Genomic DNA, 13542 nt, shown 5'->3' with positions numbered 1-13542 from the left:
GCAGCAGTATTGCAAGTCAGATCCGTCCATTCTTAACGAGGACACAATGAATAAGCTCGTTGCAGCCGCGGCGGCCGCTGGTATCAGCTTCAATTCAGCACACTCCGCGCCTTTGCCCGAGGCGAGGGCCGATGACGTCGGAGTTTCCAAGCAGCGCCTTGCCAAACTGGACGAGTTCTTTGCTAGCGAGATCGCAGCCAAGCGCGTGCCGGGCGCAGTGGTTGCAATCGCCAGAGACGGCAAGCTCATTCACTACAAGGCGTACGGGCAACTCGATCCTGAAAAAGGAACCTCGATGAGGCTCGATGCGATGTTCGCGCTCGCGTCTATGACCAAACCGATGGTGGCGGTTGCTGGGCTTACCCTCATGGAACAAGGTCGCCTGCCTCTGAGGGCCAGACTTACGGATTACTATCCCGAATTTGCAAACATGAAAGTGGGAGTATCGCAGCCTGACGGTTCGTTAAAATTCGAAGCGCAGAGTTCCCCGATCTACGTCCACGACCTTTATCGCCACACATCAGGTCTCACCTATGGCGCGCCGCCGGACAGCTCAGACCAAGTGGCGCGTCTCTATCCGGATTTCGCAGCGCCACCGGTCAAGGGCGATAAGAAGGCTTTCATCGAAGGCATTACCAAGCTGCCGTTGGCGCACCAACCGGGAACGGAATTCGAATACGGCTTCTCGACCGACGTGCTTGGCGCTGTCGTGGAACAGGTTAGCGAGCAGCCACTAGGCGAGTATCTTTCCAGCAACCTGTGGAAGCCGATCGGAATGCTGGATGCCACTTTCCATTTGTCGGGATCGCAACGCGAGCGGCTCGCGCGTCCATTTAAAGACGACCCACTGACGGGAAAGCCACAGGGCATCGAGCTCCTCGAAAGTCCGACGAAGTTTGACTGCGGGGGAGCCTGTGCATTCGCGACAGTTGGTGATTATGTTCGCTTTGGGCAAATGCTGCTAAACGGCGGGGAACTCGATGGCCAGCGCATTCTCGGTCCCAGGACGGTGCATCACATGATCTCCAACCACCTTGGGCCAGAGATCAAAAACAAGGTCGCTAATGTGGAGCCGCACCGTGCCGGCTTTGGGTTCGGGCTCGGAGTGGCTGTACGCATAAGCGAGGGTCTCTCGGCCGTTCCAGGCAATCCAGGTGAGTTCACCTGGACCGGCGCTTACGGAACACAATTTTTCTGTGATCCAAAGGAGCGCCTGGTCGTGGTGGTTGGAACGGCTGCGCCCGGAGAGATCCGCAAGTACTACCGCGAGCAAGTCCAGAATATCGTCTATGCCGGCATAGTTCGCTAGCTCGCTTGCCGCCGGCAAAGCGCGATGAACAGATTGGATGATCAGCAAGTGATGTTTGCTGCTGCGGATCGACGTCAAACTAAAAATACCACACCGTCGTCTGCTATCCGCGTTGCGCGAATCGGACCCAGTACATGGAAACGGCGAGATCGCCTCTGCCATCGCTGCGAAGCTCACCGGAGAAAGGTGTGGTTTCGTGATGCGCCAAGCCATCGCCTCGCTAGCGCTTGGCTCGCGCGATGAACGATGAACGTTTCTGGATGAAAGCTCTCAAACGCGCCCCGCCTTGCGCCCGCAATCCCGGCGGGCTTGGTACCGCGCGTCATTGACCCAAGGCAGATTGGATCGATCCGCCCTGAAAGGTGAAGGCGGTGTACTGCGGCGCGGAGGGCTCGCTATCGCGCCGTTCTTGGTCGCCGGTTCGGGTTGTTGGTGACTGCCACTTTGGTGTCGTTGCGCAGTTGCGACGATCGCGGCCTCCATTGCATCTGAGAATGGCGAACAAGTCCCATTGAAATCGGTGAGCAGTGCGGTGCCGCGTGAACTGCGGCAATTGCCGTGTCGGCCGGTGTCGGGACCGTGCTTAAAGAGCGAGTATAACGCATTGGCCGCGAGGGACGAGCCATTGTGCTGCATTGTTGGAGTTCTGACATCGACGGTCAAAACCGGACACCATTGGCACGGTGAGCGCGCTCAGTTGCGCAGCTTGCGCTTAGCTCGCCGATCCCACTGCAAATCACGGAGTGGCGGCTTGGTAACCGTCAGATGTTTGCCGGGCAGTGGCCCATTTTTTGCTGCTGAATGTGAGCAATTCGTCAGGGCCGACGAGAAACTTGGAAGGGGTTCATGAGTGGGGCAACGGAAACTTTCTACAGCGTGATCAGACGCCAAGGTATCACGCGTCGCAGTTTCCACAAGTTTTGCAGTTTGACGGCCTCGAGCTTCGGACTCGGCCCGCTCGCCGCAAGCAGGATTGCCAATGCCCTAGAGACCAAACCGCGTATGCCCGTCATCTGGCTGCACGGGCTCGAGTGTACCTGCTGCTCGGAAAGCTTCATCCGCTCGGCCCATCCGCTAATTAAAGACGTCCTGTTGTCGATGATTTCGCTCGACTACGACGATATGATCATGGCCGCGGCAGGTCACCAGGCTGAAGCCATCCTCGAGGAAGCCCGTCTCAGGTACAAAGGCAGATATGTGCTTGCCGTCGAAGGCAACCCGCCGCTGAATGAGGGGGGCATGTTCTGCATTGACGGCGGCAAGCCGTTCGTCGAGAGGCTCAGGTGGATGGCGGAATCATCCATGGCGGTCATTGCCTGGGGGACCTGCGCATCCTGGGGCTGCGTGCAAGCGGCCAAGCCCAATCCGACCGGCGCTGTACCGATCGATAAGGTGATCACCGACAAGCCGATCGTCAAGGTTCCCGGGTGTCCCCCCATCGCAGAGGTCATGACCGGCCTAGTGACCTTCATCACCACGTTCGGAAGGCTTCCTGAGCTCGATCGCCAAGGACGCCCAAAGATGTTTTATTCCGAGCGCATCCACGACAAGTGCTATCGACGTTCGCATTTCGACGCCGGCCAATTTGTCGAGGCGTGGGACGATGAGTGCGCCCGCAAGGGCTACTGCCTGTACAAGATGGGATGCAAAGGGCCGACCACCTACAATGCCTGTTCTGCCCTTCGCTGGAACGGCGGCGTTTCATTCCCCATTCAATCAGGCCACGGCTGCTTCGGCTGCTCCGAAGACGGCTTTTGGGACAAAGGTTCGTTTTACGATCGGCTCACGACCATCCAGCAGTTCGGCATCGAGAAGAACGCCGATCAGATCGGCATGGCCGCTGCCGGCGCGGTTGGGCTGACCGTCGCCGCACATGCGGCGATCACGGCCGTGAAGCGATTGACCCACAAGCCGGATCGCGCAGTTCGCAAAGATAAGCCGACTTAAAGGGGGCGACGGTGGTGGTCCAGACACCGAATGGGTTCAACCTCGATCGTTCCGGCAAGCGAATTGTGATCGATCCGCTGACCAGGATCGAGGGCCACCTGCGCGTCGAAGCCAACCTCGATGCGGACAACGTGGTCCGCAATGCGGTCTCGAGCGGGACGATGTGGCGTGGAATCGAAGTCATTCTGCGCGGGCGGGATCCGCGCGACGCCTGGGCGTTCACCGAGCGGATTTGCGGTGTCTGCACCGGCACCCATGCGCTCACCTCGGTGCGTGCCGTTGAAAACGCGCTAGGGATCACCATTCCGGAAAATGCGAACTCGATCCGCAACATCATGCAGCTTTGCCTGCTTGTGCATGATCATCTCGTGCATTTTTATCATCTGCACGCGCTGGATTGGGTCGACGTCATCTCTGCGCTCAAGGCCGATCCCAAGTCCACTTCGGCGCTGGCGCAGTCTATCTCGCCCTGGCCGCTTTCGTCCCCTGGTTATTTCAAGGACCTGCAGATCAGGCTCACCAAATTCTTCGGATCAGGGCAGCCCGGTCCGTTCAAGAACGGCTATTGGGGTCATCCGGCATACAAGCTGCCACCTGAGGTGAACTTGATCACCGTGGCGCATTATTTGGAGGCGCTCGACTTCCAGAAGGAGATCGTCAAGATCCAAGCAGTCTATGGCGGCAAGAACCCGCATCCGAACTGGCTGGTCGGCGGCGTGGCCTGCGCGATCAATATCGATGGAACTGGTGCGGCCGGTGCGATCAATATGGAGCGGCTTAACCTGGTGTCCTCGGTCATCGACCGTTCAATCGAGTTTGTCGAGCAGGTCTACCTGCCCGACATTGCGGCGATCGGCTCGTTCTATAAAGACTGGCTGCATGGCGGCGGACTTTCCAGCAAAAGCGTGATGTCCTACGGCGACATCCCTGAAAACGCTAACGACTGTTCCGCGAAAAGTCTCAAGCTGCCGCGCGGTGTCATTCTTGGCGGCAATCTTGAGGAGATTTTGCCGATCGACCATGGCGATCCCGAGCAGATCCAGGAATTCGTCGCGCATTCATGGTATAAATACCCGAGCGAGTTCAGCGGACTGCATCCCTGGGAGGGCATCACCGAGCCGAACTTTGAGCTGGGGGCAAAGGTCAAAGGCAGCAGAACCGATATCAAGGAGCTCGACGAAGGCGGCAAGTATTCCTGGATCAAAGCGCCGCGCTGGCGCGGCCACGCCGTCGAGGTCGGACCATTGGCGCGATACATCATCGGTTATGCGCAAGGCAAAGCCGAATTCAAGGAGCCGACCAACAGACTGCTCAAGGGGCTCAATCTTCCCCTGAGCGCGCTGTTTTCGACATTTGGCCGTACTGCGACGCGGGCACTCGAATGCCAGTGGGCGGCACATCAGATGCGTTATTTTCAGGACAAGCTGGTCGTCCACATCAAGGCCGGCAATAGCGCGACCGCCAACGTCAGCAAGTGGAAGCCGGAAAGCTGGCCTAACGAGGCCAAGGGCTACGGTTTCACTGAGGCGCCGCGCGGCGCGCTCGGGCACTGGATCAAGATCAAGGACACCAAGATCGACAATTACCAATGTGTCGTGCCGACCACGTGGAACGGGTCTCCTCGCGATTCCAAGGGCAATATTGGCGCCTTTGAAGCTTCGCTGATCGGTACCCCGATCGCGGACCCGCAGCGGCCCCTGGAGATCTTGCGTACGATCCATTCCTTTGATCCGTGCTTGGCCTGCTCAACCCATGTGATCAGTCCTGACGGCCAAGAAATGGCTTCAGTCAATGTTCGGTAGGGACATGGCCGACAAGGCTCCGCAAAACCCTACCGCCGTCGATGCGCCGCCAACTGTTAGCGGCGGCGGCGGTGGCGCCGCTTACGTCTATGAAGCGCCGGTGCGACTGTGGCATTGGGTCAATGCGGCGGCCATTCTGGTGCTGGGCGTAACCGGCTATCTCATTGGAACCGGGACACCGGCGACGCCGGGAGAGGCTAGCGGCAATTTCTTGTTCGGCTATATCCGCTTTGCGCATTTCTCTGCGGGATATGTGCTTGGCGTCGGCTTCCTGCTGCGCATCTACTGGGCCCTGATGGGAAACCCGCATGCCATGCAAATATTTCGCGTGCCGCTCTGGCGCAGCTGCATTTGGCGCGAAGTGTACGATGAGATGCGCTGGTACGCGTTTCTCGCAGTTGAGCCCGACAGGCGCGTCGGGCACAATCGGCTGGCTCAACTTGCGATGTTCTTTATGTTCACGCAGACGATCACGTTCATGATCGTCACAGGCTTTGCACTTTATGGACAGGGTGCGGGCCGTGACAGCTGGCAGTACAAGCTGTTCGGCTGGGTATTTGCAATCTGGCCTAACAGTCAGGACGTCCATACGTGGCATCATCTCGGGCTGTGGATCGTCGTGACCTTTGCGCTGGTTCACATCTACGCGGTGATCCGGGAAGACATCATGTCGGGGCGGAGCATCTCCTCGATGATTTCGGGTCAGCGTCAGTTCCGCGATTGACTGGGAAGCGGATGCTGACTCCGGAGAGCAAGAAAAGGATCCTGGTGCTCGGCATCGGCAATATCCTATGGGCCGACGAGGGATTCGGCGTGCGAGTGGTAGAGGAGTTTCATCGTCGCTACACCATCGATGACAACGTCTCCATCCTCGATGGTGGCACGCAGGGGCTCTACCTTGTCAGCTTCCTTGAGCAGGCCGATTGCCTGATCGTGTTCGATGCCATCGACTATGGACTTTCGCCCGGGAAGTTGATGCTTGTGCGGAATGACGAGGTGCCGAAATTTACCGCTGCCAAGAAGCTGAGTCTGCATCAGACCGGCTTTCAAGAGGTCTTGAGTGCAGCCGACCTGCTTGACCGCTGCCCGCGAGAGCTCGCTCTGATCGGCTGTCAGCCGCTGGACCTGGAGCGTTGGGGCGGTCCGCTGACTGCACCGGTGCGCTTTCAGATCGCGCCCGCGATTGAACTGGCTTGCAAACTGCTGGCCCAGTGGGGCTCGCCGGCGAAACTGCGGGCTTCGCCGCTGCCTGTATCAGAACGGCTGTTGGGGAACAATATCGACCATGTCAATTATGAAACGGAGCGGCCGATCTAGCGGCCCGCGGCTATTCATGTGCCTTGGCTTACCAATGACGATTGTTGAGACCGACGGCATCACGGCGCTATGCGAGTATGGCGATGAACAGCGGCGTGTCTCAGTCATGCTGCTCTCCGGCGCGTCGGTCGGCGCCAAGGTCCTCGTCCATATCGACACAGCGGTGCGGCTCTTGGAGGAGGACGAAGCAAGGCGGATCTCGGAAGCACTCGACGGGCTCGAGGCCGGCCTCAGTGGCGAGGACTGCGATCGCTTCTTTGCGGATTTGATCGGTCGTGAGCCGCAATTGCCCGACCACCTGCGGTAGCGGCGCCGCGCACAGACATCGCGCTACCGCGCCTTGCTCGCAAATCGAATCTGCATCGTAGGCAACCTATGCACAGCAGATGTCAAGCGCTTACACCTGCTGATCCGGGCGCGCACGCGATTGCAGCGAGACGATGGATTGGCATGTGCCTTGCTAATAGCTCGCCGAGCAGAACCAAAGATTATCGGAAAGGCGTCTGATGAAATTCCAGCCGGCGCAGCATGATTTGGCGCGGCCCGCTCTGTCCGAGGTAGCGAGAGCGAACGCCGGTGCACATCTGACCGCGCAGGATCCCGGGAGTTGGGGCGTGGAGCTGCTGTCGGCAGCGGGTCCCGTAAATTCGCTGTGGGCCAACCACGTCGCAAACGCGCTTTCTGAACAGATCAAGGCGCACCGGCGGCCCATGCAAGGGGGCGCAACCGCGCGCGGCGCCGGTAGCGAGCTGGGTGGGCGGCTCGGCCTGCGTGGCCCGCCGACGCAGATCGAGTGCCATCAGCGCGGCACACTGCGCCGGGTCGGCAAGAGCCAGATCCGTTTGGTCAAGGTCGACCGCATCTCGGCACCGATCGTCGGACCACACGCCGGCGGCGACTGCACCGCCGATAGCATTGCCTCTCGGCGAGCCCCACGGAACTTCGCATCATGAAAACGGCGGCGCGTATTCGATACGAAGCCGCCGCTGCGGCGGTGGGCGGGTTTCCCGTGAATGCGGATAGTCGCGACATCGTCCATAGCGAGCCAACGGCTGTGGCGACGCTGGCCAGGCGCGCTTGGCGCGATGCCGACGAGCTTGCAAAAAACTGTCCGAATGCCATCACGCTGCTATCGAACACAGCTGCCGCCGCTCGTGGCCAGAAGAGTAGCGCACGCACGCAACTGTACAGGCTTTCGAATCTCAATGATCTCGAGCGCAACCTGATTGCCGAAGTGCTTGGAGAAGGCGAGGTCGCCGGCGTCGTTGCGCTGCCAGATGGCTCTCAGGCGGAAATCCAGGAGTCCGTACTTGCGGGAATCTGGCGCGTGCGCATCGGGACGGATCCGGCACACGAATATGTTGAAGTCGGGGCGATCCCGCAGATCGTGCAGCGCGCCGCAACGGACCTGACGTCGACCGATCTGGCGATCGGCACCGCGCCGGATGGGGCGATGAACGTGCTGCCGGTGCTCGCCGAAACACGCGAGCGGGCCCGCGCCTGGCGGCCTGGCATGCGCACGCATGTCATCAATCTCACCCTTTTGCCGATGAACGACATCGACCTGGCGTTTCTCCAGCAAAGCGTGGGCAATGGTCCGGTCCAGCTCGTCTTTCGCGGCTACGGCGCATGCCGAGTGCAGGCGACTGCGACACGGAATGTGTGGTCGGTGCAGTTCTTCAATTCTATCGACAACATCATCCTGGATACGCTTGAGATCGGCGGCGTGCCAATTGTTGCGTTGGCTGCCGACGAGGATTTCGAGGATTCCGCCGAACGCCTGCAGGAAATCATGAAGGCTTACGTCACGTGAAGAACTTGGAGAATATTTGGCATTCGGCCGGTTCTCACGGACGGCGCCCGACGTGGCGTTGGCTGGATCGTGCACAATCGACCAGAGAGCGATGGCGACACAGACTGCTGCGCGAGTGCGTTGCGTCCCAAAAATTGAAAGCGTCTTCGGCTTTCGCACGTCGATGTCCGGCTTCGGGTCGGTTGAAAATGATGCTTGAGCGCGAACAGGACCTTCGCAGGAGCAAGAACCCCGATGTGTCGGCACCTGAGGAGATGCTCGTAGCAGCCGACTGCGATATCGCCGGTCGAGCCGTGCGCACGCGACCGACCTTGAACGATCCGTGTTCAGGGTCCAAGCGATCGGGGTTTCGCACGTGCAGAGGGCAGGGCCCGTTAGCATGATGGGCGCGCCTTGGGCCATGAAGTTGGTCGCCTTCTTGCGCAAGAGCAACCGCCAACGGCATGCTGGACCGAAATCGAACCTGCGCTTGCGAGTTCGATTCCGCAACATTGAGCTTGGTGGCAGCGAAATCGCATCATTGGGCTCGATTGCCTGTTGCTCCCTGCTTTCGGCGATCTCACGCAACGACATGGGTGGCGCCCGCGCCGAAGCAGCGGTCCTTGCCACGATGTGGCCGCCCAACCGCCGAGCGCTAAATCATACCGAAGCGCCACGTCTCTGTCCGATCGACCGCTGGCATTTCTTGCGCGAGATGATGACGGAGCGGTGCGCATGAGCCTCGTCGCTCGCAACAAAATCGATGTCACCATATCGCTTGCTGCCGACGTCATCGCCGCGGTCGAGATCCTGCCGCGAGCCCGGCCGCCACTGGCACGGCTGTTCGCCGGCAAACCGGCCTCGGCGTTGCTCAAGGCGCTGCCGCATCTCTTCCCAGTATGTGCCGCTGCGCAACAAACCGCATTGCTGTCCGCGATCGAGGCGGCACGTGACGAAAAGATCATCCTCGCGACGACACAGCGTCGTATGCTCTTGGTCGTTGCCGAGCGCATCTCAGAATTGCTGCGGGGCCTCTTGGTCGGGTTTCCTACGCCGAATGTCAGTGCGGCGGCGATCCGGTCCCTCATACGAGGACTGTCAATGCTTGTGGGCGGCGCACGGCCAGCACGCGGCTCTATTCGGCGTGAGGCTATAGCGCAGATTGTGGCTTCGCTCGCGGCACTCGGCATGCCGGATGAAGATGGCGCGCCGAGGCCCGGTAGCCCGTTCGCGCTTTGCATTGCAGCGCTTGACGAAGTCGACCTGAGGTCCATCTCGATCGCGCACTCGTTCCTGTCCGTTGCCGACGACCGCAACATCACTGAACGGCTGCTCGGCGATGACCCGACATTTTGCCATTGTCCCGATCTTGGTGGGCATGCGCCCGAGACGGGTCCATGGGCGCGCCAAATGACGCGTGATCGGCTCTGGCTGGGTCGGTCGGGTGCGGTCGCGCGGCTGAAGGCCAGAATTGCAGAAATCCGGCAGCTATGCGATTGGCTCAAGTCCGGTGCTCATATCGAATCGGCCGAGCCTGGGATCATCGAAAGCTACAGGTTAGGTCCTGGACGAGGAGCGGCCGCGATCGAATGCGCCAGGGGCCGGCTCTATCACGCGGTCGAGCTTGATCCTCAGGGCCAGATATCCCGCTTCGAATGTCTTGCGCCGACGGAATGGAATTTCCATTGGCGCGGACCACTTGTCCGGAATCTGCAGGGCGCGGGGCTGACGACGAGACGACATCAGAAAGCGGTTCGTGCGGTGATTGAATCGCTTGATCCCTGCGTCGGATTCACACTCAAGTTTCGCAAAGTTGACGATGCATGAAATGGCGCTTTGTCAAAGCATCGTCGAAATCGTCGAGGAGGAGGCGCATCGCCGATCGTTTTCCCAGGTGCGGAGCGTCTGTCTGGAGATCGGGGCGTTGAGCCATGTTGCGCCTGAAGCGATCAGGTTCTGCTTTGCTGTCGTTGCAACGCGGACCATTGCCGAGGGCGCGGCTGTTAGAATCATCGAATGTCCCGGCGTGGCCTGGTGCATGACCTGTTCGAAGAGCATCGAGATTGCACGGCGCGATGAGTGCTGTCCATGCTGCGGCAGCTATCAGTTGCAGGTAACAGCAGGCGAGGAGATGCGAGTGAAAGAGCTGGAGATCGATTGATGTGTAGCGTATGCGGCTGCAGCGGACAGGCGTCTTCAACTGAACGCGCCGAAGTGCATGATGCGCAAGGTCGCGTTCGCGGCCGTCCCGATGTGCAGGACAATTGCGATCGCCATGAGGTGCATCTGCATGGCGACCAGGGCCTGCAGCATTCACACCATGCCGGCCATGGCCATGATCACCCTCATCATCTTGGCCATCATCAGGCGCATGATGGGCAGGCGTTTGTGAGCCGCGGCGCCGACCCGGCTGCATTGAAGGTCGCGGGTAAGAGCTGCGAGCATATCATTCAGGTCGGGCGCGACATCCTTGGCAAGAATAACAGGATCGCGGCGGAAAACCGCGCCCTCTTCATGGCCCACGAACTGCTCGTATTTAATCTTATGTCCAGTCCTGGTGCAGGCAAGACCTCGCTGTTGGTCCGCGCCGTGTCCGAGCTCAAGCGCAGCTGGACGATCGGGGTCATCGAGGGCGATCAGCAGACCTCGAACGATGCCGAACGCATTCGCTCGGCCGGCGTGCCAGCTATTCAAGTCAATACCGGCAAGTGTTGTCATCTCGATGCTGCCATGATTGGTGAGGCCTATCGCCGCTTGCCGCCGCTCACGCGCGGTATTCTCTTCATCGAGAACGTCGGCAATCTGGTCTGTCCCGCTGCCTTCGATCTAGGCGAGGCCTGCAAGATCGTGGTGTTGTCGACCACCGAAGGCGAAGACAAGCCGCTCAAATATCCGGATATGTTTGCCGCTTCTTCGCTCATGCTGATCAACAAGATTGATCTGGCATCGCTGCTTGAGTTCGATTTGGGCAGGACCGTCGAATACGCAAGACGCGTCAATCCCAAGATCGAAGTGCTCACGGTCTCGGCGCGGACCGGCGAGGGTTTTGGCTCACTCTACGGTTGGATCGATGAGCAGGCAGCGCATCAAAGGCGCGCCTTGGAGGACACCAGGCGATGAGCGCCGCCGCCATCTGCGACCGAACACGGCTGCGCGTGCGCGTGAGCGGGGCCGTGCAAGGAGTCGGCTTTCGCCCCTACGTCTATGGCCTTGCCAGGCGATACGGATTGGCGGGATTCGTCGTCAATGGCCCCGAGGGCGTCACAATCGAAGTCGAGGGTAACCGGGCGTCCGAGTTTGTCGCTGCTTTGCCGCTCGAGCCGCCTCCACTTGCACGTATCGACCACATCTGCGTTCAGCGGACCGGGGCGCTCGCGGCACAAGATTTTTCGATTCACACGAGCGAAGGCGGCAGGTTGTCAACTCGGATCGTTGCCGATGCCGCGACCTGCCGGCAATGCCTGGGCGAGCTATTCGATCCAGAAAATCGCCATTACCTTTATCCCTTCGTCAGCTGCTCCCATTGCGGCCCGCGCTACACGATCGCCGAACAGCTTCCGTATGATCGCCGCAACACGGTCATGAAGGCTTTCAGGCTGTGTGCCGCCTGCGCGGCCGAATATGCCGATCCAGCGAGCCGCAGGTTTCGCGCGGAGGCGATCGCGTGTCCGATATGCGGTCCTCGGCTTAGCCATGGGGTCAACGCCATTGCTGCGGCGATTGCCGGCGGCCAAATCGTGGCAATAAAGGGGCTCGGCGGGTATCAGCTGCTTTGCGATGCGCGCAACCAGGACGCCGTGCAGCGTTTGCGCAGCAGAAAGCAGCGCCCCCAGAAGCCGTTCGCGGTCATGGTCGGTTCCATAGAGCGTGTCAACGAAATCGCGGAAGCGAACGCGGCAGAGCTTGCGCTGCTCGAATCCGTAGCACGTCCCATCGTGCTTTTAACTTCGCGCAATGATTTGGCGCCCGCGACGGCTCCTGGCTTATCGCGCGTAGGTGTCATGTTGCCGGTAGCGCCACTGCATCACCTCATCTTTCATGCGCTTCACTCGACAGGAACATGGCTTGCGGGGGCAGCCCCGGTCATCGTCGCAACCAGCGCCAATTCTTGCGGCGAACCGCTCGTGATCGACAACGCGCAGGCGCTGCGGCGGCTCAAGGGGATTGCCGACCTTGTCGTGACCCATGATCGAGATATCCTGACGCGCGCCGATGACACCGTGCTGTCGGTGGTGGCCAGCCGGCCTCAGTTCGTTCGCCGGGCACGTGGCTATGTTCCCGAACCGATCCGGCTTGCGAGGTCTGTGCCGGTCGTGCTCGCCGTCGGCGGCGCCCTGAAGTCAACCGTCACCATCACGCGGGGCAACGAAGCCTTCGTCTCCCAGCATATTGGCGATCTTGATACGGCCGAAGGGATCTGTGTGTTCGAGCAGACGATCCACCACCTCACATCGACCCTTGATGTGGAGCCTGTCGTCATTGCCCATGATATGCATCCCGATATGGCGTCGACCCGGTTTGCGCAAGCAAGCGGCCGGGCGCTTGTCGCCGTCCAGCATCACCACGCCCACGCTGCCGCTGTCATCGCTGAGCACGGGCACGCCGGACCTGCGCTTGCCTTGGTGCTCGACGGCCATGGCTTCGGTTCCGACGGCGGTAACTGGGGTGGCGAGCTATTATTGTGCGAAGGAACGAGGTTTCGACGCATCGGGCATCTCGCGCCCCTGCAAATGCCTGGCGGCGATCGCGCAGCCCGCGAGCCGTGGCGTATGGCAAGCGCAGTATTGCAGGCGCTCGGCCGGGGTCATGAAATCGCGCCTCGCTTTGCTGCGCAGCGGCAGGCTGGGCGTGTGTCAGCATTGCTCGATCAAGCGGGCGGAGCCACGACGACCAGCGCGGGCCGGTTATTCGATGCCGCGGCGGCGCTGCTGGGGGTTGCAAGTTTGCAGAGTTATGAGGGCGAGGCCGCGATGAAGCTCGAGGCGTTGGTACGGCGGACTGCAATTCTCGAAGCGGGCTGGACCATCGACCGCGACGTGCTGTCGCTTCGCCCGCTGTTTTCGCGGTTGATTGCAGACAACATCGACGCCGCGGACGGAGCCGGGCTGTTTCATGGCACCTTTGCCGTCGCCTGCATCGACTGGGTCAGGCGCGCTGCGCGGAGAACCGGCGTCAATACCATCGTTCTAAGCGGCGGCTGTTTTCTGAACGCGGTGCTGGCGGATGAAATTGAGCGCGGTTGCTGCAGCGCAGGCCTCAACCCGCTGGTGCCACGGAAACTGCCGCCCAACGATGGTGGTTTGAGCCTTGGTCAGGCCTGGGTTGCCGCTCTGCAGACTGCCGAACAGTCGTCAGCCCTGGAAGGAGCAACCTGA

The 13542-nt window shown here is 60.4% G+C and carries 13 protein-coding genes; all 13 read left to right on the top strand.

Annotated elements, in window-relative coordinates; all coding sequences use genetic code 11:
* Positions 1 to 46 precede the first annotated feature (46 nt).
* The 13 genes from CO675_RS08405 (at position 47) to hypF (ending at position 13542) form a co-directional block, all read left to right on the top strand.
* A complete protein-coding gene (locus tag CO675_RS08405) occupies positions 47 to 1309 on the top strand; it encodes a serine hydrolase domain-containing protein (protein ID WP_016846836.1) in 1263 nt (420 codons plus the stop codon).
* Between the two features lie 846 nt (positions 1310 to 2155).
* Positions 2156 to 3256, top strand: a complete 1101-nt coding sequence (locus CO675_RS08400) for a hydrogenase small subunit (protein WP_028344289.1) — start codon at positions 2156 to 2158, stop codon at positions 3254 to 3256.
* 11 nt (positions 3257 to 3267) lie between these two features.
* A complete protein-coding gene (locus CO675_RS08395) occupies positions 3268 to 5058 on the top strand; it encodes a nickel-dependent hydrogenase large subunit (protein ID WP_028344288.1) in 1791 nt (596 codons plus the stop codon).
* Between the two features lie 4 nt (positions 5059 to 5062).
* On the top strand, positions 5063 to 5782 hold the full coding sequence (gene cybH, locus CO675_RS08390; RefSeq protein ID WP_016846839.1) for a Ni/Fe-hydrogenase, b-type cytochrome subunit: 720 nt from the start codon (positions 5063 to 5065) through the stop codon (positions 5780 to 5782).
* A gap of 11 nt (positions 5783 to 5793) precedes the next feature.
* Complete coding sequence (locus CO675_RS08385) at positions 5794 to 6375, top strand: HyaD/HybD family hydrogenase maturation endopeptidase (RefSeq protein WP_097671501.1); 582 nt, start codon at positions 5794 to 5796, stop codon at positions 6373 to 6375.
* A gap of 16 nt (positions 6376 to 6391) precedes the next feature.
* Positions 6392 to 6682 carry a HypC/HybG/HupF family hydrogenase formation chaperone gene (locus CO675_RS08380; protein ID WP_026192295.1) on the top strand — a complete coding sequence of 97 codons (291 nt, stop codon included), beginning with the start codon at positions 6392 to 6394 and terminating at the stop codon, positions 6680 to 6682.
* A gap of 199 nt (positions 6683 to 6881) precedes the next feature.
* Positions 6882 to 7328 carry a hypothetical protein gene (locus tag CO675_RS08375; protein ID WP_016846842.1) on the top strand — a complete coding sequence of 149 codons (447 nt, stop codon included), beginning with the start codon at positions 6882 to 6884 and terminating at the stop codon, positions 7326 to 7328.
* Entirely contained in the window at positions 7325 to 8188 is an 864-nt protein-coding gene (locus CO675_RS08370; RefSeq protein WP_198964543.1) for a hydrogenase expression/formation protein, read from the top strand. Before CO675_RS08375 ends, CO675_RS08370 begins: the two co-directional genes overlap by 4 nt.
* 322 nt (positions 8189 to 8510) lie before the next feature.
* The gene (gene hybE, locus CO675_RS08365; protein WP_158231202.1) at positions 8511 to 8906 is read left to right on the top strand and encodes a [NiFe]-hydrogenase assembly chaperone HybE; all 396 of its coding nucleotides are present in this window, start codon (positions 8511 to 8513) and stop codon (positions 8904 to 8906) included.
* Positions 8903 to 9994: a nickel-dependent hydrogenase large subunit gene (locus tag CO675_RS08360; protein ID WP_016846845.1), complete on the top strand. Its 1092-nt coding sequence runs from the start codon at positions 8903 to 8905 to the stop codon at positions 9992 to 9994. The genes hybE and CO675_RS08360 overlap by 4 nt, the downstream gene beginning before the upstream one ends.
* Positions 9987 to 10328, top strand: coding sequence for a hydrogenase maturation nickel metallochaperone HypA (hypA, locus tag CO675_RS08355; protein ID WP_016846846.1), 342 nt, complete (start codon positions 9987 to 9989; stop codon positions 10326 to 10328). The genes CO675_RS08360 and hypA overlap by 8 nt, the downstream gene beginning before the upstream one ends.
* Positions 10328 to 11287, top strand: a complete 960-nt coding sequence (hypB, locus tag CO675_RS08350) for a hydrogenase nickel incorporation protein HypB (protein ID WP_026192296.1) — start codon at positions 10328 to 10330, stop codon at positions 11285 to 11287. The genes hypA and hypB overlap by 1 nt, the downstream gene beginning before the upstream one ends.
* The gene (gene hypF, locus CO675_RS08345) at positions 11284 to 13542 is read left to right on the top strand and encodes a carbamoyltransferase HypF (RefSeq protein WP_097671499.1); all 2259 of its coding nucleotides are present in this window, start codon (positions 11284 to 11286) and stop codon (positions 13540 to 13542) included. Before hypB ends, hypF begins: the two co-directional genes overlap by 4 nt.

Origin of the sequence: Bradyrhizobium sp. C9 (assembly GCF_002532045.1) — a bacterium.
GTDB lineage: Bacteria > Pseudomonadota > Alphaproteobacteria > Rhizobiales > Xanthobacteraceae > Bradyrhizobium.
The sequence above is the reverse complement of the archived record's forward strand: the minus strand, read 5'-3'. Positions and strand labels throughout refer to the sequence as shown.

Bases quoted from the DNA above. Each gene is read 5' to 3' on its own strand.
- CO675_RS08405 (WP_016846836.1), top strand. From the start codon at position 47: ATGAATAAGCTCGTTGCAGCCGCGGCGGCCGCTGGTATCAGCTTCAAT.
- CO675_RS08400 (WP_028344289.1), top strand. From the start codon at position 2,156: ATGAGTGGGGCAACGGAAACTTTCTACAGCGTGATCAGACGCCAAGGT.
- cybH (WP_016846839.1), top strand. From the start codon at position 5,063: ATGGCCGACAAGGCTCCGCAAAACCCTACCGCCGTCGATGCGCCGCCA.
- CO675_RS08385 (WP_097671501.1), top strand. From the start codon at position 5,794: ATGCTGACTCCGGAGAGCAAGAAAAGGATCCTGGTGCTCGGCATCGGC.
- CO675_RS08380 (WP_026192295.1), top strand. From the start codon at position 6,392: ATGTGCCTTGGCTTACCAATGACGATTGTTGAGACCGACGGCATCACG.
- CO675_RS08375 (WP_016846842.1), top strand. From the start codon at position 6,882: ATGAAATTCCAGCCGGCGCAGCATGATTTGGCGCGGCCCGCTCTGTCC.
- CO675_RS08370 (WP_198964543.1), top strand. From the start codon at position 7,325: ATGAAAACGGCGGCGCGTATTCGATACGAAGCCGCCGCTGCGGCGGTG.
- CO675_RS08360 (WP_016846845.1), top strand. From the start codon at position 8,903: ATGAGCCTCGTCGCTCGCAACAAAATCGATGTCACCATATCGCTTGCT.
- hypA (WP_016846846.1), top strand. From the start codon at position 9,987: ATGCATGAAATGGCGCTTTGTCAAAGCATCGTCGAAATCGTCGAGGAG.
- hypB (WP_026192296.1), top strand. From the start codon at position 10,328: ATGTGTAGCGTATGCGGCTGCAGCGGACAGGCGTCTTCAACTGAACGC.
- hypF (WP_097671499.1), top strand. From the start codon at position 11,284: ATGAGCGCCGCCGCCATCTGCGACCGAACACGGCTGCGCGTGCGCGTG.